Here is a 19,773-nt window from a genome sequence, read left to right on the forward strand (position 1 = left end):
CCTTCAGTCGTCGGGGCTGGTCAGGCCCGTCTGGAAGGCGATGACGACGAGCTGGGCGCGGTCGCGCGCACCGAGTTTCGTCATCATCCGGCCCACATGGGTGCGGGCGGTGGCGGGACTGACGAACAGGGCGGCGCCGATTTCGTCGTTGCTCATGCCGCGGCCGACCAGGGCGAGCACTTCGCGTTCCCGGTCGGTGAGGACCGCGAGGCGGTGGGTCGCGGATTCGGTGGCACGGCGACGCGCGGTGAAATGGCCGATGAGTCTGCGGGTGACGCGCGGGGCCAGCAGGGCGTCGCCCGCCGCGACGACCCGGATGGCGTGCAGGAGTTCGGCGGGCCCGGCGTCCTTGAGCAGGAAGCCCGCCGCGCCGGCTCGCAGGGCGTCGAAAACGTTCTCGTCGGTGTCGTAAGTGGTGAGGATCAGAACCCTGACCTGTTCGAGGCCCGCAGTGGCGACGATCCGGCGGGTGGCCTCGATGCCGTCGAGGCGGGGCATCCTGATGTCCATGAGGACGACATCGGGCCGGGTGGCGCACGCGACGTCGCAGGCCTGCGAGCCGTTCTCGGCTTCCCCGACCACGGTGATGTCGTCCTCGAGGTCGAGCAGGGCGCAGAATCCGGAACGCACCAGGCGTTCGTCGTCGGCGAGAAGCACTTTGATCGTCACGAGTGCACTCCGACCGGGTGCAACGGCAGCCGGGCCAGCACCTCGAAGCCGCCTTGTGGACGCGGACCGGCCGACAGTTCGCCGCCGAGCAGCGCGCAACGTTCCCGCATGCCGATGATTCCGCGTCCGGTGCCGTCGGTGTGGCCGACCGCGCCTGCGCCTGAATCGGTCACGCGGACGCGCAGTTCTTCGTCTCCCTGCTCCACGTGCACGCGCACGGTCGTGGGGCCGACATGGCGGATCACATTCGTCATCGATTCCTGAACAATGCGGAACGCTGCGGAGTCGACGGCACTCGGCAGCGACGCGCGGGCCGGGTCGTGGTCGACGACCACGTCGAGACCGGCATCGCGGGCCACCGCAACCAGCCCGTCGAGCCGATCCAGACCGGGAGCGGGTTCGCGCCGGTCGTCACCGGTGAGCACACCGAGAATCGCGCGCATTTCGCGTAGCGCACGGGAACTGGTCTCTTCGATGATCCGCAACGTCTCGCGTGCTTGTTCGGGGCGTTTGTCCAAAATGTGTGCGGTGACGCCGGATTGGACATTGATGATGGTGATGGCGTGGGCGACGGTGTCGTGTACTTCGCGGGCGATCCGCAACCGTTCGGCGTCGACCCGGGCTCGCGCCTCCTCCTCACGGTGCCGCTCGGCGAGGTCGGCGCGCAGCTGGGCGTCGGCGGCGATGATCCGGCGCGAACGCATCGAGGTGCCGAGGGTCAGGCTGATGACCGTGGCGCCGATACGGAAGAACACCCAGCCGATCGCGACGTCGGGCCGCACATCGGCCGCCGCGATCAGCCAGCCGAGCGCGAGCACGACGGTGCCCAGCGTCGCGATCTGTACCGGACGTCTGCCTTCTCCGTGGGCGGTGAGGGTGTAGGTGGCGACGAAAAGCGCCAGGCACGACAGCCGGTCGGGGAAGTCGAGGGCGAAGTAGACGAGGCTGAGCGCACCGGTCAGCAGGAAGACGGTCACCGGCAGACGGCGGCGCAGTATCAGCGCGGCTCCGCTTGCGGCGAGCAGCGCGTAGGCGGAACCGCCCAGATCCGTGACCGGGCGCGATACCGGTTCGGCACCGAGGGGGATACCGAGGCTTTGCACCTGCACGGCGGTGACGAACACCGCGAGCACCAGGTCGACAACCCATGCCGGCCTGCGTGCGATCCACGCTCTCATGTGGCGATCGTAAGGGAGCCGTGCGGGGCGCGCGTACGTGTGAAGGAGTGGATGGGTAGTCGATCCGGCGTAGTGCTGAGGTCGGTGAAGTACGTCGAGATGCGTAGGCGGCTACCGGTTTCGGTGGACGCGCCGGTCGGGAGATCGGGGCGAGGATCGGTGGTATGACGATCCCGATGCGATACCCGTTCTTCCTTGCGCTGCTCGTCTTTTCGGCGGCGACCACCGGCCATGCCACCGCCGGACCACCGGCGGAGCCCGGGTCGATCGTGTCGTCGCGTGTGCTGGCGGCCGACGAGCTGATTCCCCACGCGGGCAAGGGATACCGGATCCTCTACCGGACCACGGGGCACAACGGGCAAGGCGAGGTCAGCGGCGGCACCGTGTACGTGCCCGCGGGCACACCACCGGCCGGAGGGTGGCCGGTGGTGTCGTGGGCGCACGGCACGAGCGGGATGACCGAAGGCTGCGCACCCAACCTGAACGACGGTGTAGCCGACACCTTCGACGAGACATCGCACCTGTCGGCGTATCTGGCGGACGGGTACGCCGTCGAAGCCACCGACTACATCGGTCTCGGTGGGCCGGGCACCTATGAGTACCTCGCGAAAAGGGCGGCCGGTCATGCCGTCCTCGACATCGTGCGTGCCACCCACACGGTGGATCCCGCCTTGTCACGGTCGTTCGTCGCGGCCGGCCATTCCATCGGCGGGCAATCCGTGCTCGCGGCCGCCCAGCTGTGGGCGACCTACGCCGCCGACACCGATCTACGCGGAACTGTCGCCTACGGCCCGACCAGCAATGTCGAAGACCTCATCGGAGCGCTCGCCCGCCCGGAAACCCCCGCCCTACCCGGGCTCGACGGCCTGCACGCCCGCTTGGTCATGATCCTGGCCGGACTCGACCACGCCCGCCCCGACCTGCGGGTCACCGACTATCTGAGCGAACACGGCCGCCAGATGCTCGCCGTCGCGTGGGCCGGGGAAGGCTGCGTCGCGGCGCTCGAGGAGGCTGTGACGGGCAAGCCGGTGGGCCTGCTCTTCACCGAGCCGCTGGCGGGTTCGCCGCTGATCGCGGCCTTGGGCGACTACCTGAGCGCGCCGACCAGCGGGCATCAGCGGCCGGTGCTGCTCCTGCAGGGCGGCATCGACACCGTGCAACCTGCGCCGACGACCGTGTTGCTCCAGGAGCAACTGCGCGCCGACGGCGCCGACAGCCGGTTGACGCTGCACCCCGGCGCGGACCACTTCACCCTGCTCGACGCCGCGGCCGCCGATGCGCGGGGATTCCTCCACGCCGTCCTGCCGAACAGCTGACCGGCGAGCGGTTACGCTGGACCGGTTGATCGCAGAGGTAGCACTTTCCACCACGAGAAGGGGCTCACGTTGTCGACTCACACTTTCGCCACCGCCGCGGCGGTCGGAGTTCTCACGGTCCTGCTGGCAGGGGGTGCGGCGAGCGCCCATCCTGTCCAACCCGTCCAGCCCCCGGTCGTCGCCGCCCAAGACGAGGGGACCGTCGTCGACGACGAGAAGGAGCCCGGCGGAAAAGGTGAGGGCAAGGGGAAAGGTAAAGGCAAAGGGAAGGGAAAAGGTAAGGGCGGCAAGGGAACCGAATAAGGTCAGGGCGCGTCGAGCACGCTGACCGGAACCCCGTAGGGCAGAAAACGCACCCGACGATGCTCATCGGTGTTGTCGCGATGCGCCCGCAGCGCCTCGAGCTCGCTCGGAAACACCTGATCCACCCGCGCCTGCCCGTCCTCATCGATGGTGTAGATCGCCCACACCCCGCCCCCGGTGTCCCCGGTGGTCTCGGGCTCGGACGCCTGCTGGGGCCCGGTGAACTGCCCGAACAGCGAATTCAGCACCGACTGATCCAGGAATCCCCCCGCCTTCCCGATCAATCCGCGGATCTCATCGCTCGCCCCACGCAGCACCCGTTCGAAATCATCGGCATCGAATGGCCTGTCATCCGCCATGATCAGTCCTCCTCGGAACATCGGCGTATTTGTTCCCAAGTGTCCTCGCCGAACGCGCCACGCGCCATGAACCCCGGCGGCGGCCACTGTCTCGATAGGCTCTGCGCATGCTGACTGCGCTGCTCTACGGGCTGGGAACCGTGGTTCCGCTGATGATCGGGGTGGCGATCGGCGTGCGGTGGACGCTGCCTCGGCCGGTGCTGGCGACCCTGATGGCGTTCGGCGCGGGAACGATGATCGCGGCGGTGTCGGAGGAGTTGTTCGCGCCCGCGTTCCGGCGCGACGGGGCGGTGATCGCGGGAATCGCGCTGTTCGCGGGCGCCGGGATGTATGTGGTCGCCGACCATCTGATCGAGAACAAGCTGGGCGGGGCCGCGATCGGGTGGGCGCTGTTGCTCGGTACGGTGCTCGACGGAATTCCCGAGAACACGGCGCTGGGTGTGTCGTTGGTCGGGGGTGGGGGGCTGGTGCTGTTGGTCGCCATCGCGGTGGGCAACGTGCCCGAAGCGGTGAGCGCGGTCGCGTTCCTGCGCGACCAGCACGGATTCTCACCGGGCCGCACGTTCGGCCTGTGGGCGGTCACCTCGGCCGTGCTCGTCGGGGTCACCGTGCTCGGCAACGCGCTGGCCGACACCATCTCCGGCACCGCCATCAGCGCGGTGCAGGCTTTCGCGGGCGGTGCGACGATCGCGATGCTCGCCGATTCCCTTGTGCCGGAGGCCTATCGGGAGGGCGGCTGGTGGGTCGGAATGGCGACGGCGGCTGGCTTCTTCGTCGCCTTCGCCATCGGATGAATGCTCACTCCCGCACCACGGTGGCCGGGTCGAGGTCGATGCGTCGCAACAACTGAGCGTTCAGCGCGACCACGATCGTGGACGCCGACATGAGCAGCGCCCCGACCTCCATCGGCATGGTGACACCCCACGGCGCGAGCACACCGGCGGCCAGCGGCACGGCGATGATGTTGTAGCCCGCCGCCCACACCAGATTCTGGATCATCTTGCGGTAGGTGGCCTGTGACAGCTCGATCACCGAGACGACCGCGCGCGGGTCGTCGGAGGCCAGGACCACACCCGCGGAGGCGATGGCCACGTCGGTGCCCGCGCCGATCGCGATACCCACATCGGCCTGCGCGAGGGCTGGCGCGTCGTTGACACCGTCACCGACCATGGCCACGGTGTGCCCGGCCTCCTGCAGCGAACGCACCTTGTCGCCCTTGTCCTTCGGCAGGACCCCGGCGAACACCTGGTCGATATCGAGCTGCTCGGCGACAGCGCGCGCCACCGGTTCGGCGTCACCGGTGATCATGGCGACGTGGATGCCCCGGCGATGCAGCGCCTGGATCGCCTGCGCGGATTCGGGGCGCACCTCGTCGGCCAGGGCGAGCGCGCCGATCAGCTCGCCGTCGCGCAGTACGTGCAGCACCGTCGACCCCTGCGCGGACCAGCGGGCGGTGGCCTCGGCGGGCTCGAGGTGGTGGCGGTGCAGGAGGGCTGGACCGCCGACCTCGATCGTCGAACCGTCGACCGTCGCACGCACACCCACACCGTTGTGAGCGGTGAACTCCGTGGCGGCGGGGACGTGGATACCGCGTTCGGTCGCGGTGTCGACGATGGCGCGTCCGAGCGGATGCTCGCTCTCGGATTCGGCGGCCGCGGCCAAGGCGAGAACTTCGTCGTCCGCGAGGCCGGACCGGGTGGCGGTGGCACCGACGACAGCGGGCGCGCCACGCGTGAGGGTGCCGGTCTTGTCGAACAGGATCGCATCGACGGTGCGCATCGCTTCGAGCGCACGGCGATCGGTGATGAGCACTCCGGCTTTCGCGGCGCGTTCGGTGGCGATCGACACCACGAGCGGAATCGCCAGGCCGAGCGCGTGCGGGCAGGCGATGACCAGCACGGTGATGGTCCGGGTGACGGCATCCTCGGGTCGGCCCAGCGCCAGCCAGACGACGGCCGTGATCGCGGCGGACCCGGCGGCGAACCAGAACAGCCAGCCCGCCGCCCGATCGGCGAGTACCTGGGCGCGGGAGGAGGAATTCTGGGCTTCGGCGACCAGTCGCTGGATGCCGGCGAGGGCGGTATCGGCACCGACGGCGGTGACGCGTACCCGCAGTGCCGAATCGGTGGTGACCGTGCCCGCGACGACCTTGTCGCCCGCTTCACGGCGCACGGGCCGGGATTCGCCGGTGATCATGGACTCGTCGACATCGGCACTGCCCGACTCGACGAGCCCGTCGGCGGGCACCCGACTGCCCGGTCGCACGACGACGCGGTCACCGGTGCGCAGTTCGTCGACCCGGACGGTGTCGGTCGAGCCGTCGTCGCGGACGCGTTCGGCCTCGTCGGGCAGCAGCGCGGCCAGCGATTCCAGCGCGCTCGAGGCCTGCCCGAGCGAGCGCATCTCGATCCAGTGCCCGAGCAGCATGATCACGATCAGCAGCGCCAGTTCCCACCAGTAGTCGAGCTCGTGGTGCAGCACGCCGAGCGTCGAGCCCCAGGACGCGAGGAAGGCCACGGTGATGGCCAGCGAGATCAGCAGCATCATGGCGGGTTTGCGCGCCCGGATCTCGTCGACGGCCCCGGTGAGGAACGGTCGGCCGCCCCAGAAATACATGACGGTGCCGAGGACCGGCGACACCCACCGCAACCCCGTCGGCACGGTGTAGCCGACGAGTTCGGCGAACATCATGTCGGCGGCGACCACCGGCACGGCCAAGGCCAGCATCACCCAGAACAACCGCCGGAACATGGCCACGTGGTCGCCGTGATGACCCGAAGACATGTCGTGGTGCTCGTCGTGGATCGTGTCCGAACCGCTGCCCATCCGGTGGTCGTCGGCCATGACGCCGACGCTACCCCCGAGCGTCGCGGGGGCCGCACAGGAAAACGCCCCCGACCTGACACAGGCCGGGGGCGTCGAGCGCGGCTCGGCTAGTGACCGCGTTGATCGGTGAGATTCAGGCCTTCCTTGGACTTCACGCGTCGGTGTTCCAGCAGCAACCAGGCGACACCCGCGACGGCCAGCGTCGCGGCGGCCACGGCGGCGATGGCACCCCAGCCCGCGAAGCCGTATCCGGCGGCCGTCAGGCACAGGCCGAGGGCGATCACGGCCATCGCGCACAGGATGATGCCGGGGAAGTTGTACCCGTCCTCCAGGCCTTCACCGGCGTGGCTGCGGGTGGTTCGGGCGTGGTCGGGGAATTCGCGCCCGGTGCGGCGCGACATGGGGGAGCGTTGGTGGGCGGGGTACGCCATGGTCGATCCTTCCCTCCGATGGACTGCGTGTGGACGGCAATACCCACTGCGTCGCGGTCCAATCGGGCCGGACGAACAGGCGCCCGCGCCGTAGCATGGGCGACCACTGGCTACACCGGTGCGGCGAAGGGATTGGGCGTGCGCACGTTGTTGACGTTGCTGATCGTGGCGGCGATCGCACTGGTGGTAGGCGATCGGGTCGCGCTCGTGCTGGCACAGAACGCGATCGGACGCCAGATCGCCGCCGAATACCAGCTCACGCGACAGCCCGGTGTCGACATCCGTGGTTTCCCGTTCCTCACCCAGGCGCTCGACGGCCGGTACCCGGTCATCGACATCGCGGTAGGCGACTGGACCGGCGACGACATCACCGTGCGCGACCTCGATGTCACCCTGCGCGATGTGTCCGCACCGCTGGGTGATGTGCTCGGCAACCGGACCTCGAACCTGGTGGCGGCGACGGCCACGGCGACGGCTGTCGTTCCCTACGACGTCGTACGGGGGTTCGCTCCCGACGACGTCGACTCCATCGAATTCGGGTCGGACGGTTTGAGCGTGGCGGGCCGGTTCCCGGTCGCCGGGATCATGGTGCCCGCCACGGTCATCGTCACCGTCGCACCGACCGCCGACGGCATCGAGGTGACACCCGTGTCCGTGCGCCACGCGGCCGGGGGTCCGACGATTTCTCTCGGCCTGATCCAGCGGAGCCTGACCTTCGTCGTTCCGTTGCAGAGCCTGCCGCTCGGGGCGCATATCACCGCGATCACCCCGGCCGCCGACGGTCTGCACGTCACCGCGGCGGCCGAGAACGTGCGTCTCGCCGACGGCTAGGTCAGGATTTCGACATAGCCGTCGGCGCCGTTCACCCGGATGCGCTGCCCGTCGCGGATCAGGTCGGTCGCGTGTTCCACCCCGACCACGGCGGGTAGCCCGTATTCGCGGGCGATGACCGCGCCGTGGGTCATCAGGCCGCCCACTTCGGTGACCAGGCCGGCGATACCGACGAACAGCGGTGTCCAGCTGGGGTCGGTGTAGGCGGTGACGAGAATGTCGCCCGCTTCCAGATCGGCCTGACCGATGTCGAGGACCACCCGGGCTCGCCCTTCGATCGTTCCCGCCGAGACCGCCATCCCCGGCAGAGCGCCCTCGGGCAGGTCCTCGCGCCGATACGCCCCGGTCACCGCCTCACCGTCGGAGGTGAGAACCCTTGGCGCACTGAGCGTCCGGAAGATATCGAACGCATCTCTGCGCTGGGCGACGAGGGCCTGGTCCGCCTGCTGGACGCGCACCACCTCACGCAGTTCGTCGAACCGCAGGTAGTAGATGTCGTCGGGTTCCTGGAGTACACCGGCCGCCACGAGTCGCCCCGCTTCACGCGACAATGCCTGCTTGTACACGAAATAGCGGCTGACCATGCCGTACTTCGGGTACTCCCGGTAACCGGCGAAAGTGCGGACCCGATCGATCATCCGCTCGGTTTCGGAGGCCTTGCTCTCCCCGTCCGGCAGCGCACGCAATTCCCGCAGGATCCGTGCCCGCTGCGCTTCGGCGTCGCGCAAACCGTCTTCGAAACGTTCTGTGCCCGCGCCGTTTCCGAAGTTGCGCACATTGCCGAGGATGGTCGGCACGAGAGTGGTCGGGTCCTCGCTCCACCGTGTCCGGGTGATGTCGATTTCGCCGACGCACCGCATGCCGTATCTGTCGAGGAATTCGGTGATGGCGACCCGAGCCGCCGGGCCGCCCGAACGCTGCTCGAGTTCACCGAGGAAATCGTTCGTGCCGCTCTCCTCGACCGCACGCAGATACTCGATCACCTGCGGATGCGGGCGGATGGCATCGGCGACATCGAGCAACGCCAACCCCATTTCCGAGGTCACATTGCCCGGCACCGACTGGGTGAGCGCATCGGCGGCGTTCTTCTCCCCGAGCCATTCGCCCAGGCGGTCGTTGAGCCATTCGGTCGCCTCCATGGCGGCCGTGATGATCTGCAATCCGCGCGGGGAGAACAGCACTCGGCGCAATTCCGCGATATCGGCGTGGATGAAATCGAGCAGGGCCGACCCGGACAAGGGGGCGATGTCGCGTTTCAGCACGGCGAGCGAGGTTTCGCAGTCGGCGATCAGTTCGTCGACGATCGCCGGGTCGGTGTCGATCGGGGCGGGTGCGGGTGGCACGGCAACCGGATCGGTCTGCGGCACAACGGGAACGAAGCCGCGCTCGAGCACGGTGCGCAGCGCGTCGCCCATCAGGGGATCGGACTTCCCGAGCGCCTCGGCCAGCGCGGGGCCGGCCGTCGGCGAGGCCAACCGCTCGGTGACATCGACGAACAACCGCCCGCCCGCGTCCCGCATCGCCGCGTGACTGGTGAGCTGCCACAGCGAAATCCCGAGTGGTTTCATGGCGTCGGTCATCATCTGCTGATGACCCACCGACACATACACGCGGTGGGCGTCGTCGGCCGCCTCGGGAATCGGGAACAGGGTGGTGATCGGCCTGCTCTGCACGAGGCGGATCTCGTCGTCGAGACACCACTCGATGTCCTGGGGCGAGCCGAAGTGCGCCTCGATGCGCCGGCCCAGTTCGGCCAGTCGCAGCACCTCGGCATCCGAGAGGACGGGTTCGTTACGGCGATCCTCGTCGATATCGCGCACCTCGGTGCCGCCCGAGCCCACCGGTTCGACGGCGATCTTCTTGGTGGCGATGGTCTTGCTGATCTCCCCGTCGCGCACCTTGTACACATCGGCGTTCACCAGACCGGAAACCAGTGCTTCACCGAGACCGAAACCGGCGTCGATGGAGACGACGGTCCGATCCGAGGTCACCGGGTCGGCCGTCATCAGAATGCCCGACGCACGCGGAAACACCATCCGCTGCACCACGACCGCCATCCGGATCATGCTGCTGTCGAACCCGTTTCGCAGACGGTAGGTCACCGCCCGGTCGGTGAACAGCGACGCCCAGCACCGGCGGACATGATCGAGCACCGCCGCCGCACCGATCACATTCAGGTAGGTGTCCTGCTGACCGGCGAACGACGCGGTCGGCAGATCCTCGGCCGTGGCGCTGGAACGCACCGCGTACGCGGCGTCGGTGCCGAGCCGGGCATGCGCGGCGACGATCTCGGCCGCCACGTCCTCGGGCACCGGCAGTTCCTCGACAGCCTCGCGGATCGCCGCACTTGCCGCGGCGATCCCGGCCCGGTCGTCGGGCGAAAGGGCCGCCAGTTCGCCGATCCGTTCCCGGACCGCCGACGCGCCCGCCAGTGCCCGATCGAACGCCTCGGTCGTCACACAGAACCCCTCGGGCACCCGCACTCCCTCGATGCGCGCCAGCTCACCCAGGTTCGCACCCTTGCCCCCGACGATTCCCACCTGCGAACGGTCGATTTGCCCGAACTCGAGAACAACACCCATAACCCGCTCCTCACCTGCGATTTCAGCAGTACGCGAGCGATTATGGACCACATTTCGATGTCTCATGAGCGGCCGCGATCGTGTATACAGTGAGAAGGGGAAGGGAAACGCGGCGAACCGCCGCCGAGCCGGGCTCGACGACGGCCGAACGCTGATTCAAGCAGCGACAGCGCGGCGACGGGGTTCGAGTGCGGCCGCGACCAGGTAACTGCCACCACCGGCCAGCGCCAGCACCCAATACGGGCTCGCACCCGTCAGGAACAGCGCCGCCGAGGACGTCAATGCCAGCCACGCACCGAGCGCGTACTGCAACACGTCACGGTAAGCGGCACCGCCGGCGAGATACAGCAGGCCGACGACGAGTCCGGAACCCGTGGGCCACAGCAGCATTCGCACGTTGTCGTCGGCCAGCGCCGAACTCAGCGCCGTGATGACGAAGAACAGTGCTCCGAAACCCACCAGCCACGACGCGGCGAGCAGATTGCCGACCACCGCCTCGGCCCCGGTGGCGCCGCGCTTGGCGCGCATCGTGACCACACTGGTCACCACCATCGCGATCAGCAGGCCACCGACCAGCAGTGCGCCCGGCACCGCGGCGGGCAGCCGCACGAGCGGTGAATCACCGTGGGATACGGCGTAAGCGCCGTGCCCGAGCAGCCACGCGGCACCGAAACTGAGGTAGGACGGACGGTTGTCGAGCAGAACACGCAGAGCGGACATCGCAATTTCTCCAGGATCAGTGGGGGATTTCAGGACTCGGTGTCGGCGACCAGGACGACTTTGCCGACGACGGTGCGCGATTCGGCCAGCCGCATCGCTCGCCCGGCCTCCGACAGCGGCACGCGCGCACCGATCTGCGCGCGCAGCACACCGCGCGCGGCGAGATCGAAAACGTCCGACAGGTCCTCGGCGATGCGGGCACGGAAACGCGGCAGATCGCGCTTGCCCGCCCACAGATTGAAGAAATGCGCATTGCGCTTGTTGGGCAACGCGTTCCACACCAGCAACCGGACGAGCAACCGCAGGACCGGAAGCCGCGAATTGCCCTCGTCGTCCTTGGTCGACGCGGTGCCGTAGGACACCAGGGTGCCACCGGGCGCGAGCAGCGCGAACGAATCCGCGATCCCCGGGCCGCCGATATGGTCGAACACCGCGTCCACGCCACCGGGTGCCAGCGCCCGGACCTGCTGACCCACATCACCGCGATAGTCCACCCAGGTGGCGCCGAGCGCACGCACAGCCTCGGCATGACGCGCCGACGACGTGCCGATGACCTGAATGCCCTCCGCGCGGGCCAGCTGCACCAGTGTCGAGCCGACGCCCCCGTTGGCGCCGTGCACCAGCACCGTCTGCCCGGTGCGCGCCTTCGCGATGCGGAACAACATCTCCCAGGCCGTGATGCCGTTGACGACAAAGGTTTCCGCCGCATCGGCAGCGAGCCCGTCGGGCACCGCGACGAGATCGGCGGCATCGAGCACGGCGTGACTGCTCCACCCGCCGATCTTGGTCAGTGCGGCGACCCGGCGGCCGACCATGTCCGGCTCGACACCGGCACCGACCGCGAGGACGGTACCGACCAGGTCGTAACCGGGAACGAAGGGGAAGGGCGGCTGGTCGTAGTACTTGCCGCGCCGCATCTGCTGCTCGGCGAACGAGACACCGCTCGCCTCGACCGCGACCACGGCCTGACCGGGACCGGGGTCGGGCAACGGACGCCGGGTCACCAGCAGACCATCGGGATCGACCCGATCGGGCAGGACGATTTCGGTGGCGATGACAGACATGATTCTCCTAGTGTGTGACTGGTCAATCACTCGATGGGTCGAAAAAATGCCCCGCGAGGGGGCATCGGTTTGGTCAGCCGGCGTCGGGGTGCCGGATGCCCGCGGTGACGATCCTCGCCCACGGGCTGTCGTCACCGTCGAGGCCGAGGGTGGTGATGAGGTGGCAGAGCTGGCCGAAGGCGATGAACCGCTGGACGTGCTCGTCCGCGGCGCCGGAGCGGTGTTTGGCGAGTTCGGTGATCCGGGCGAGCCCGGCGCGCATCGCCGCGCCGATCTCGGGCACCTCGGCCACCGATTGGGCGTGGACCTGCAGCATGAGCAGGCTCCGATCGCTGATCAACTGCGCATAGGCGCCGCCCATGTCGTAGAGGATCTGCTCGGGGCTGTCGCCGGCCGACTGTGCCGCACCGGCCGACATGGCCGCCGCGATCCGGTCGAAGCACCGCTCGAGCGCGGCGACGAACAGGGCGACCTTGCCGGGGAACAGCTTGAATACATAGGCAGGGGAGATCTGTGCCGTCGCCGCGACCGTGCTGATCGGGGTGCCGTGGTAGCCGGTGCGAGCGAACTCGACGATCGCGGCGTCGACCACGGCGTCGCGGCGGATGTCGGACCGGGAGAGTGTTGCTCCGCTCTTGCTCATGTGAGTGACTGTACACTCACTCTTTCGGACGCGTCAACTCCGCGGAACATCGAGTTCTGGCCCGGCTCAGGCATTCTCGCACCGGGCCGACTCGTCAGCTGCAGCAACTCGCGCCCGACGCCACCGCCTTCTGCTTGGCCTCGGTGCCGCAGCAGGCGCCTTCCGCCTCGGCCTCCGCTGCAGTGCCGCAGCACGCGTCGCCCTGCTCCACTTCGGCGAGTTGCGGTGCGCTACCGAAGGTTTCGCTGTCGGCCAGGATGGTGTAGACCTCCCACCGCTCGGCGTCGGGCGCGCTCACCCACGCCTTGTCCTGGGTGGCGAAGCAACAGGTCGTGGCGATCTGCTCCTCGGTGAACAACCCCGCTTGCGACAGGCGCGCGATCTCGCCGTGCACCTGCTCGGACGACTCGACCTCCACGCCGAGGTGGTTGAGGCTGCCGCCCTTGCCCGCGTTCTCGATCAGCACCAGCTTGAGCGGCGGGTCGGTGACGGCGAAGTTGGCGTAGCCGGGCTTGCGCTTGGCCGGCTCGGTGGCGAACAGGGTCGAGTAGAAACGCACGGCCTGGTCGAGATCGTCGACATTGAGGGCCAGTTGAATTCGGGACATGATCGAACCTCCGCTTGTGAGACATATGTCGAAGAACTTGCGAGCTCGAGTGTGCTCACCTTTTCGACATATGTCAATACCGAGCGTAGAGTCGTCGACATGCCCAAGGCGCTACCCGTGATCGATATGTCCGCTCCCGTCTGCTGCGCACCCGTGGCGGCGGCACCGGTCGACGATGCCGCCGCGCTGGAGGTGGCGTTGCGGCTCAAGGCCATCGCCGACCCGGTACGGGTGAAACTGCTGTCATTGCTGCTCACCACTCCGGCAGGGGAGAGCAATGGTGGTGACCTGGCCGGTGCCGTCGAGCTGAGCGAGTCGACCGTCTCGCATCATCTCGGGCAGTTGCGTAAGGCCGGTCTCGTCGAATCCGAGCGACGCGGGATGAACACCTTCCACCGGGCACGCCGCGAGGCGCTGTCCGCGCTGTGCACGGTGCTCGACCCCAACTGCTGCAGCTGAGCCGACGGCCCCTGGAAATCGGTGACCGAACGGTGGCGTGGTCGTCGCATTCGGTGTGAACCGGGCCAAAAGCGCGTGCCGTGCACCGATCGGCCCGGGTCGGTCCGCATACGCTCTCGACCATCGACGACCGATGCGAAGGACGAGCCGTGATCGACATCCGCGCCCGCGTGGGCCTGGCACTTTCCGCCGCCGTACTGGCGGGCACCATGACCACCGTGGTGGGTACCGCTCCCGCCCAGGCGGCGGGCTGCGTAGACGTGCACGTCGTCGCCGCGCGCGGAACCAACGAACCCGGCGGCCTGTGGAGCCAGTACTGGCTGGGCTCCGTGGTCGGCAACCCGGTCTACGCGGCCATCGATGCCGCCTTGTCACAGTCGACGAACGCCTACCGGGTGCAGTACCCGGCCGGTTACGACCAGCCCGCCTCCGTGCAAGCAGGTAACCGCGACCTGGTCGATCATGTGGTCGAACGGGCAGCGGCCTGCCCGGCCCAGAAGTTCGTGCTCGTCGGCTACTCCCAGGGCGCCAACGTGGTGGACAACTCGATCGGGATCAGCAGCGAGGGCGCCCGGGTCGGCGGCCCGATCGTGGCCACCCTGCCCGCCGAACTGGCACCGAGGATCGCGGCGATCCTGTTGTTCGGCAACCCTGTTCGCGGGGTGGGACGTGAGGTCACCGGCGTGTACGCCGATCGCACCTACGACGTGTGCAACGACAACGACCCGGTGTGCGACCCACAGGGAGCGGACTGGAACGTCCACCTGCAATACCAGGGGTACGCCCAGGAAGCCGCGGCCTTCGTCGCCGCCCGGGTCTGACCCATCGATCGACGACCGGCCTTCAGGGCCGCGTCACCCCTGGAGGTCTTGTTCATGTCGTCCCGATTGGGCATGGTCGTACTCGCCGCCGCGCTGGCGCTGAGTCCCGCGGTGGTCCACCCGCCAACCGCGCAGGCGCAGACCCGGTGCGTAGAGCCCGCACCCGGTGCCGTACCCGAACGGCGCGCCGCCGCCGAGGTCGGCATGGACGCGGCCGCGCTGGCCGCCGCGATCGATTTCGGCATCGGTGCGAAGGCCCACGCCATCCAGGTCTACCGGCACGGCTGCCTGGTGGCCGACCACGCTCCGACCGGCGACCTGCCGATGCCGCTGTTCAGCGCGAGCAAAGGGGTCACCGCCATCGCGGTCGGTCGGGCGGTGACCCTCGGTCACTTCGGGCTCGACGACCCGATCGGCCGGTTCTTCCCCACAGCCGACCCCGCGCACGCGCGGATCACGGCGCGCCAGGTCCTCACGCAGACCACCGGCCTGCACTTCTCCTGGCCCGTCGACGTCGCGTCGATCGCCACCAGCACCGTCGACCGAATCCTGGCGGCCCCGATCGACTACGAACCGGGCACCACCTTCCAGTACGCGCAGGCGGTGCTCGGCCTGCTCCCACGCATCATCGAGATCACCACCGGCCTGGACTATCAGGACTTCGTGCAGCGAGAACTGATGGGCCCGTTGGGTATTCCCCGCGATCACTGGGTGTGGCTGCGTGATCGCGACGCCACCACCGCCGTCGCCGGTGGTCTGGCGATGCGCCCCGCCGACCTGGCCCGGATCGCGCGACTCGTTCTGCAACAGGGCGAATGGGCGGGCAACCGGCTGATCGACGCCGGCTACCTGCGCCAGGCCGCCACGCCGACCGCGGCCAACGGCGGGTACGGCTTCCTGTTGTGGCTGAACGCAGGAGAGACCTTCCGCGGAGTGAACGTGCCGGTGCCCGCCCACTACAACCATCGACTGTTCCCCGGCCTCCCACACGACACGATCGCCTTCTCCGGCGCCCTCGGCCAGTTGGCCGTGGTGATTCCCAGCCGTGACCTGGTAATCGTCCGGCTCGGCGTACCCGCGACCATCGATCCGAACAATCTCACAGGGTTCCTCACCGGCACAAGCAATCCCGACAATCGAATGCTGTTCCACCGGATCGTCACCGCCGTCGAGAACCAGCCGGACCCCCTCGATGACCCGAACATCGCGCCCGACCCGATCCATCGGACCGGCGCGACACCGGAGGAACGCGCGCTGCTGCTCGACGCGCAGAACCTCTCGGCGATCCTGCTGGGCACCGGCGCCTACGCCGGCTGCGATATCGCCGTCTGCCACGGCCGAACCCTGCCCGCCGACATCTTCGGGTTGGCACTGGACGCGGCCGATCAGCTCGCCGACGCGATACCCGGAGCGCGCTGACCCTATCGGTCCGCCGCGGACGGTTCGGGATTCGTTCGGCCGGCAGCGGCGACGGCGGCCCTGTCACGGACCGCCGGCCCGGTGGCTGGGGTGGGGCGGTTCGACAAGTCCGTCGCGATCACCGACGAGTCGAAGATCCTCCCTCGGCTCTCGTCGGTCCCGCCGCGAGGATGCGCGCCCTGCAAAGCATCGCGGCACCCGGTCAGCCGTGCCAGCGGCGGTAGACCTCGGCGGCGGCGGGGTGCAGGGGGACGGTGCCGGTGCCGATGAGGAAACGGCCGTCGAGGAATTGGGTGCCCGCGGCCTCGGCGGGGACCAGGGCATCGGCGTGCCAGAGGAGGAGTTCGACGATGGCGGCGGCTGTTTCGTCGGGCAGGGTCGCGGTGGCGAGGAGCAGGTTGGTGACGCCGATGGTGTGGACGGCGGGGCTGCCCGGGTAGGCGTCGGCGGGGATGGCGACGTGGTCGTAGACGGGGCCGTACTCCGCGCGCATCGGTGCGACCAGTGCGCCGAGGTCGAGCAGCCGCATCGGATCGGGCACGGTGAGGGCGGCGGTCGGTACGCCGCCTGCCCACAGCAAGGCGTCGATGTCGCCGTCGGTCAATGCCCGGGTGGCCTCGCGCAGGGGACGGTGTTCGATCACCACATCGGCGGCCGGGGCCAGGCCTGCCGCGGTCAGGAGACGCGCACCGGTCACCGCGGCACCCGAACCGGCCGCGCCGAGGTTCACCCGTCTTCCACGCAGGTCGGCTACCTGTTCGATGCCGCTGTCGGCACGAACCGCCAACTGCAGGTAGTTCTCGTACACGCGGCCCAATGCCAGTACCCGGCCGCCGAAGTCGCCGACCGAATCCGCCAGTGCCAGTGCGGTTTCGACCTCGCCGTCGGCGATCATCCGCAGATTCTGTTGGGAGCCCGCGGTTTCCACCGGCTCGATCCGGACGTGGTCGGTTTCCTTCGCGGCCGCGTCTGCCAGTAGTCGGGCGAAGGCGAAATAGAAGCCGCCGTCCTCGCCGGAGGCCAAGCGCACTGTCGACCGGTCGCCCGTGCCACAGCCGAAGAGCGCCGCCGAGGCGAGCGCTGTCAGCGCGAGCATCCGACGACGCGTCATCGGCACCGCGCCGCTCACCGGGTCACCGCCCGCATCGGACAGTGCCTGCTCAGCACGGCGCCGCTCATCGAAGCACCGCCGGTAGCCGGATCGCCACGGCGAGTCCGTGTGGCCGCACCGCCTCCACGGCCAGCTCGCCACCGTGCGCTCTGGCCAATGCCTGCGCGATCGAGAGTCCGAGCCCGGTACCGCCCGGGACAGACGTGGTGCCGCGGAAGAAGCGGGTGGTGAGTTTGTCGAGTTCCTCCGGTGCGACACCGATCCCGTCGTCGGCGACCCGCACCGTCACCCAGCCCTGCTCGGCCTCGATGGTGACGTGGGTGTGTGCTCCGGCACCCGCGTATCGGCAGGAATTGCTCAGCGCCACATCGAGAATCTGCGCCAGCGCCGCCGAACTGATCGCCGCGGACACCGCCCCGCCGCCTGGTGCCGAAACCCGAGCGGCGTCCGAGTCGATCGCGCCGATGTCGTCCAATGGCGAAAGGTGCGCAGTCGCCGAGTCGATCGCGCCGTTGTCGTTCGACGGTGGAATGTGCGCTGCGGCCGAGTTGATCGCCCCGCTGTCGTCTGGCGGTGGGTCGTGCGTAGCGGCCGAGCTGATCTCGCCGCTGCCTTGCGACGAGGAAACACAAGATGCGGTCACGCTGGTCCCACCGGACGCACCACTCGAATCCAGCGGCTGAACGCGAGGAGCCGACCGTGGGACCGCAGCCAACTGAACGCCCGCCTCCTGGAACGCCGACACCCACGCATCGATGCGGTCGGCGACGACTTGCGCCGGATCGCACTGTTCCTCCTCGGAAGCCGCGGTCCCGAACGACGCGGGTGCTTCCGCCACGGCCAGTTCCAGCAGATCATCCAGCAGCGCGGTCAACCGTTCCACCTCCGCGGTGGCGCCGCGAAAAGTCGCCGACGCAGTGTCGGGCACGGCGAACTCGAGTGAGTCCAGTCGAATCATCAAGGCAGCCAGGGGATTACGCATGGCGTGTGCGGTATCGGCGACGAGTTGACGTTGCGCGTCGGCGGAGTCGCCGACCGCGGTAGCCATGGCGTCGACAGACTCGGCCAAGGCCCGAACCTCGGGCGGACCACCGTAGTTCCTGGTGATCGGTGCGCGCCCACGCGGTTTGGGCAGGGTGGCGGTGAGCTCGGCGACGGCGTCCGACATCGCGGCCAGCGGACGCAGCACCCAGCGGCTCAGAACGAGCGCCAACAGCACGAACCCGATCATCGCGCCCAACCCGCCGACCGCGATCACAGCCCAGGTCCTGGCGATCGCGGCACGAGCCGCCGCGGTCGACGCCTCGATCACGACGGCCCCGTTCACCTGCACACCGGTGCCGACAGGGCGCGCGACGAGCATGACCGGTGCACTCCACGGCGTGAGCCGATCCTGGTGCTGGGGACGCTGGTTGCGCCGCGCCGCCGCCAGCGCCGCGCTGATGCGCGAATCGGTCACCGCCACACCGGCATTGACGATCGGCGAGCCCCGCGCGTCGACGACGAGCACGTTCTCGCCGTACAGCTCGTGATAGCGGTGCACTTCGTCGGCGAGCGCGCGCACGCCGTCGGGGGAACCGGCGCCGTCGGCGAGGGTGGCGAAACGGTCGGCATCGCCGGAACGGCCGAGGACCAGTTGCTGGGTTCGGCTGGTGGCGGCGGTGAGTGACAGCGGCACCGCGAAGGCCAGCACCGCCAGCGCGGCGAACACGGTGAGCACGATCAGCAGTCGGCGGCGCACGCGCGTCCTCCGGTGATCACTGCCCCCACCGATACCCGTAGCCGCGAATGGTGGTGATCAGTCCCGGCCGGTTCAGTTTGGCGCGCAACCCGGTCATGTGGACATCGAGAGAGCGGGAGACCGCGACGAACGCGTCGCCCCAGATACGGTCCATCAGCTGCTGCCTGCTCACCGCCGCACCCGGTCGCTCCACGAGCGCCTCGACCAGCTCGAATTCCTTCTGGGTGAGCGAGACCGGGGTTCCGCCCACCTCGACCGTGCGGGCGCGCAGGTCGACGCGCACGTCCCCGGTGACGACTTCGGTTCTGCTCTGGTTGGCGACGGCGGCGGCCCGCCGCAGCACCGTCTCGAGCCGCGCCATCAGCTCCGCGATCCGCGGTGGTTTCACCACATAGTCGTCGGCCCCGCCCCGCAGCCCGCGCACGATGGACCGTTCGTCGCTGCGAGCGGTCAGGATCAGCACCGGCACGGCGCTCACCTCGCGCAGTTGCCGAAGTACCTGCAGTCCGTCGGCGTCCGGCAGGCCGAGGTCGAGGAGGACGGCGTCGTAGTCGCGGTGGGCGATGAGCAGGTCGGCGCCGCGGCGCATGCGCTCGGCGCGGTAGCCGCGTGCGGTGAGCGCCTCCACCAGGGCGTCGCCCACTCCGTCGTCGTCTTCGACCACCGCAAGCCGCACGCGCCGATCCTCCCACA

General features: G+C 69.0%; 20 protein-coding genes. 7 read left to right on the forward strand and 13 right to left on the reverse strand.

Annotation, left to right across the window (positions count from 1 at the left end):
* Positions 1-3: 3 nt before the first annotated feature.
* Both ACSVDM_RS23805 and ACSVDM_RS23810 read right to left on the reverse strand, forming a co-directional pair.
* Complete coding sequence (locus tag ACSVDM_RS23805) at positions 4-669, reverse strand: response regulator transcription factor (RefSeq protein ID WP_439267994.1); 666 nt, start codon at positions 667-669, stop codon at positions 4-6.
* Positions 666-1,847 (reverse strand): sensor histidine kinase, encoded by a 1,182-nt coding sequence (locus tag ACSVDM_RS23810; RefSeq protein WP_439267996.1) that lies wholly within the window; start codon positions 1,845-1,847, stop codon positions 666-668. The genes ACSVDM_RS23805 and ACSVDM_RS23810 overlap by 4 nt, the downstream gene beginning before the upstream one ends.
* Positions 1,848-2,011: 164 nt before the next feature.
* On the opposite strand from ACSVDM_RS23810, the gene ACSVDM_RS23815 reads away from it, so the two are divergent.
* Together ACSVDM_RS23815 and ACSVDM_RS23820 are read left to right on the forward strand one after the other, a co-directional pair.
* The gene (locus ACSVDM_RS23815; RefSeq protein ID WP_439267998.1) at positions 2,012-3,163 is read left to right on the forward strand and encodes a lipase family protein; all 1,152 of its coding nucleotides are present in this window, start codon (positions 2,012-2,014) and stop codon (positions 3,161-3,163) included.
* A gap of 69 nt (positions 3,164-3,232) precedes the next feature.
* Entirely contained in the window at positions 3,233-3,466 is a 234-nt protein-coding gene (locus ACSVDM_RS23820) for a hypothetical protein (protein WP_439268000.1), read from the forward strand.
* Positions 3,467-3,468: 2 nt separating this feature from the next.
* Here ACSVDM_RS23820 and ACSVDM_RS23825 read toward each other — a convergent pair whose 3' ends face one another.
* A complete protein-coding gene (locus ACSVDM_RS23825) occupies positions 3,469-3,825 on the reverse strand; it encodes a hypothetical protein (protein ID WP_225279459.1) in 357 nt (118 codons plus the stop codon).
* Between the two features lie 107 nt (positions 3,826-3,932).
* Here ACSVDM_RS23825 and ACSVDM_RS23830 point away from each other — a divergent pair, with 107 nt between their 5' ends.
* Positions 3,933-4,619, forward strand: a complete 687-nt coding sequence (locus tag ACSVDM_RS23830; protein ID WP_439268002.1) for a ZIP family metal transporter — start codon at positions 3,933-3,935, stop codon at positions 4,617-4,619.
* A 4-nt stretch (positions 4,620-4,623) separates the two neighbouring features.
* Here the strand turns inward: ACSVDM_RS23830 and ACSVDM_RS23835 are convergent, their stop codons facing one another.
* On the reverse strand, positions 4,624-6,669 hold the full coding sequence (locus ACSVDM_RS23835; RefSeq protein ID WP_439268004.1) for a heavy metal translocating P-type ATPase: 2,046 nt from the start codon (positions 6,667-6,669) through the stop codon (positions 4,624-4,626).
* A gap of 89 nt (positions 6,670-6,758) precedes the next feature.
* The gene (locus tag ACSVDM_RS23840) at positions 6,759-7,082 is read right to left on the reverse strand and encodes a hypothetical protein (protein WP_225279460.1); all 324 of its coding nucleotides are present in this window, start codon (positions 7,080-7,082) and stop codon (positions 6,759-6,761) included.
* Positions 7,083-7,220: 138 nt separating this feature from the next.
* Between ACSVDM_RS23840 and ACSVDM_RS23845 the strand changes: the two genes are divergently transcribed.
* On the forward strand, positions 7,221-7,913 hold the full coding sequence (locus tag ACSVDM_RS23845; RefSeq protein ID WP_439268006.1) for an LmeA family phospholipid-binding protein: 693 nt from the start codon (positions 7,221-7,223) through the stop codon (positions 7,911-7,913).
* Here ACSVDM_RS23845 and rph read toward each other — a convergent pair.
* The 5 genes from rph to ACSVDM_RS23870 all read right to left on the reverse strand — a co-directional run bounded on the left by rph (position 7,910) and on the right by ACSVDM_RS23870 (position 13,529).
* Positions 7,910-10,495, reverse strand: coding sequence for a rifamycin-inactivating phosphotransferase (gene rph / locus ACSVDM_RS23850; protein ID WP_439268008.1), 2,586 nt, complete (start codon positions 10,493-10,495; stop codon positions 7,910-7,912). The genes ACSVDM_RS23845 and rph overlap by 4 nt on opposite strands.
* Positions 10,496-10,651: 156 nt before the next feature.
* Entirely contained in the window at positions 10,652-11,215 is a 564-nt protein-coding gene (locus ACSVDM_RS23855; protein ID WP_067639263.1) for an ABC transporter permease, read from the reverse strand.
* A gap of 29 nt (positions 11,216-11,244) precedes the next feature.
* The gene (locus tag ACSVDM_RS23860; RefSeq protein ID WP_439268010.1) at positions 11,245-12,279 is read right to left on the reverse strand and encodes a medium chain dehydrogenase/reductase family protein; all 1,035 of its coding nucleotides are present in this window, start codon (positions 12,277-12,279) and stop codon (positions 11,245-11,247) included.
* Between the two features lie 73 nt (positions 12,280-12,352).
* Positions 12,353-12,922, reverse strand: a complete 570-nt coding sequence (locus tag ACSVDM_RS23865) for a TetR/AcrR family transcriptional regulator (RefSeq protein ID WP_067639259.1) — start codon at positions 12,920-12,922, stop codon at positions 12,353-12,355.
* A 94-nt stretch (positions 12,923-13,016) separates the two neighbouring features.
* A complete protein-coding gene (locus ACSVDM_RS23870) occupies positions 13,017-13,529 on the reverse strand; it encodes an ArsI/CadI family heavy metal resistance metalloenzyme (protein WP_439268012.1) in 513 nt (170 codons plus the stop codon).
* A gap of 99 nt (positions 13,530-13,628) precedes the next feature.
* On the opposite strand from ACSVDM_RS23870, the gene ACSVDM_RS23875 reads away from it, so the two are divergent.
* The 3 genes from ACSVDM_RS23875 (at position 13,629) to ACSVDM_RS23885 (ending at position 16,228) form a co-directional block, all read left to right on the forward strand.
* Entirely contained in the window at positions 13,629-13,988 is a 360-nt protein-coding gene (locus tag ACSVDM_RS23875) for an Rv2640c family ArsR-like transcriptional regulator (protein WP_067639255.1), read from the forward strand.
* Positions 13,989-14,137: 149 nt separating this feature from the next.
* The gene (locus ACSVDM_RS23880; RefSeq protein ID WP_439268014.1) at positions 14,138-14,809 is read left to right on the forward strand and encodes a cutinase family protein; all 672 of its coding nucleotides are present in this window, start codon (positions 14,138-14,140) and stop codon (positions 14,807-14,809) included.
* A gap of 54 nt (positions 14,810-14,863) precedes the next feature.
* The gene (locus ACSVDM_RS23885) at positions 14,864-16,228 is read left to right on the forward strand and encodes a serine hydrolase domain-containing protein (RefSeq protein ID WP_439268017.1); all 1,365 of its coding nucleotides are present in this window, start codon (positions 14,864-14,866) and stop codon (positions 16,226-16,228) included.
* Between the two features lie 202 nt (positions 16,229-16,430).
* On the opposite strand, the gene ACSVDM_RS23890 is transcribed toward ACSVDM_RS23885, so the two are convergent.
* The 3 genes from ACSVDM_RS23890 to ACSVDM_RS23900 all read right to left on the reverse strand — a co-directional run bounded on the left by ACSVDM_RS23890 (position 16,431) and on the right by ACSVDM_RS23900 (position 19,756).
* Positions 16,431-17,339, reverse strand: a complete 909-nt coding sequence (locus ACSVDM_RS23890; RefSeq protein ID WP_439268019.1) for a TAXI family TRAP transporter solute-binding subunit — start codon at positions 17,337-17,339, stop codon at positions 16,431-16,433.
* Between the two features lie 64 nt (positions 17,340-17,403).
* Positions 17,404-19,080 carry a sensor histidine kinase gene (locus tag ACSVDM_RS23895; RefSeq protein ID WP_439268021.1) on the reverse strand — a complete coding sequence of 559 codons (1,677 nt, stop codon included), beginning with the start codon at positions 19,078-19,080 and terminating at the stop codon, positions 17,404-17,406.
* A 16-nt stretch (positions 19,081-19,096) separates the two neighbouring features.
* On the reverse strand, positions 19,097-19,756 hold the full coding sequence (locus tag ACSVDM_RS23900; protein WP_357145058.1) for a response regulator transcription factor: 660 nt from the start codon (positions 19,754-19,756) through the stop codon (positions 19,097-19,099).
* Positions 19,757-19,773: the final 17 nt, after the last annotated feature.

The organism is Nocardia sp. JW2, from assembly GCF_051843015.1.
Taxonomy (GTDB): Bacteria; Actinomycetota; Actinomycetes; order Mycobacteriales; family Mycobacteriaceae; genus Nocardia; species Nocardia coubleae.

Bases quoted from the DNA above. Each gene is read 5' to 3' on its own strand.
- ACSVDM_RS23865 (WP_067639259.1), bottom strand. From the start codon at position 12,922: ATGAGCAAGAGCGGAGCAACACTCTCCCGGTCCGACATCCGCCGCGAC.
- ACSVDM_RS23875 (WP_067639255.1), top strand. From the start codon at position 13,629: ATGCCCAAGGCGCTACCCGTGATCGATATGTCCGCTCCCGTCTGCTGC.
- ACSVDM_RS23825 (WP_225279459.1), bottom strand. From the start codon at position 3,825: ATGGCGGATGACAGGCCATTCGATGCCGATGATTTCGAACGGGTGCTG.
- ACSVDM_RS23810 (WP_439267996.1), bottom strand. From the start codon at position 1,847: ATGAGAGCGTGGATCGCACGCAGGCCGGCATGGGTTGTCGACCTGGTG.
- rph (WP_439268008.1), bottom strand. From the start codon at position 10,495: ATGGGTGTTGTTCTCGAGTTCGGGCAAATCGACCGTTCGCAGGTGGGA.
- ACSVDM_RS23835 (WP_439268004.1), bottom strand. From the start codon at position 6,669: ATGGCCGACGACCACCGGATGGGCAGCGGTTCGGACACGATCCACGAC.
- ACSVDM_RS23840 (WP_225279460.1), bottom strand. From the start codon at position 7,082: ATGGCGTACCCCGCCCACCAACGCTCCCCCATGTCGCGCCGCACCGGG.
- ACSVDM_RS23830 (WP_439268002.1), top strand. From the start codon at position 3,933: ATGCTGACTGCGCTGCTCTACGGGCTGGGAACCGTGGTTCCGCTGATG.
- ACSVDM_RS23815 (WP_439267998.1), top strand. From the start codon at position 2,012: ATGACGATCCCGATGCGATACCCGTTCTTCCTTGCGCTGCTCGTCTTT.
- ACSVDM_RS23870 (WP_439268012.1), bottom strand. From the start codon at position 13,529: ATGTCCCGAATTCAACTGGCCCTCAATGTCGACGATCTCGACCAGGCC.
- ACSVDM_RS23860 (WP_439268010.1), bottom strand. From the start codon at position 12,279: ATGTCTGTCATCGCCACCGAAATCGTCCTGCCCGATCGGGTCGATCCC.
- ACSVDM_RS23885 (WP_439268017.1), top strand. From the start codon at position 14,864: ATGTCGTCCCGATTGGGCATGGTCGTACTCGCCGCCGCGCTGGCGCTG.
- ACSVDM_RS23890 (WP_439268019.1), bottom strand. From the start codon at position 17,339: ATGACGCGTCGTCGGATGCTCGCGCTGACAGCGCTCGCCTCGGCGGCG.
- ACSVDM_RS23855 (WP_067639263.1), bottom strand. From the start codon at position 11,215: ATGTCCGCTCTGCGTGTTCTGCTCGACAACCGTCCGTCCTACCTCAGT.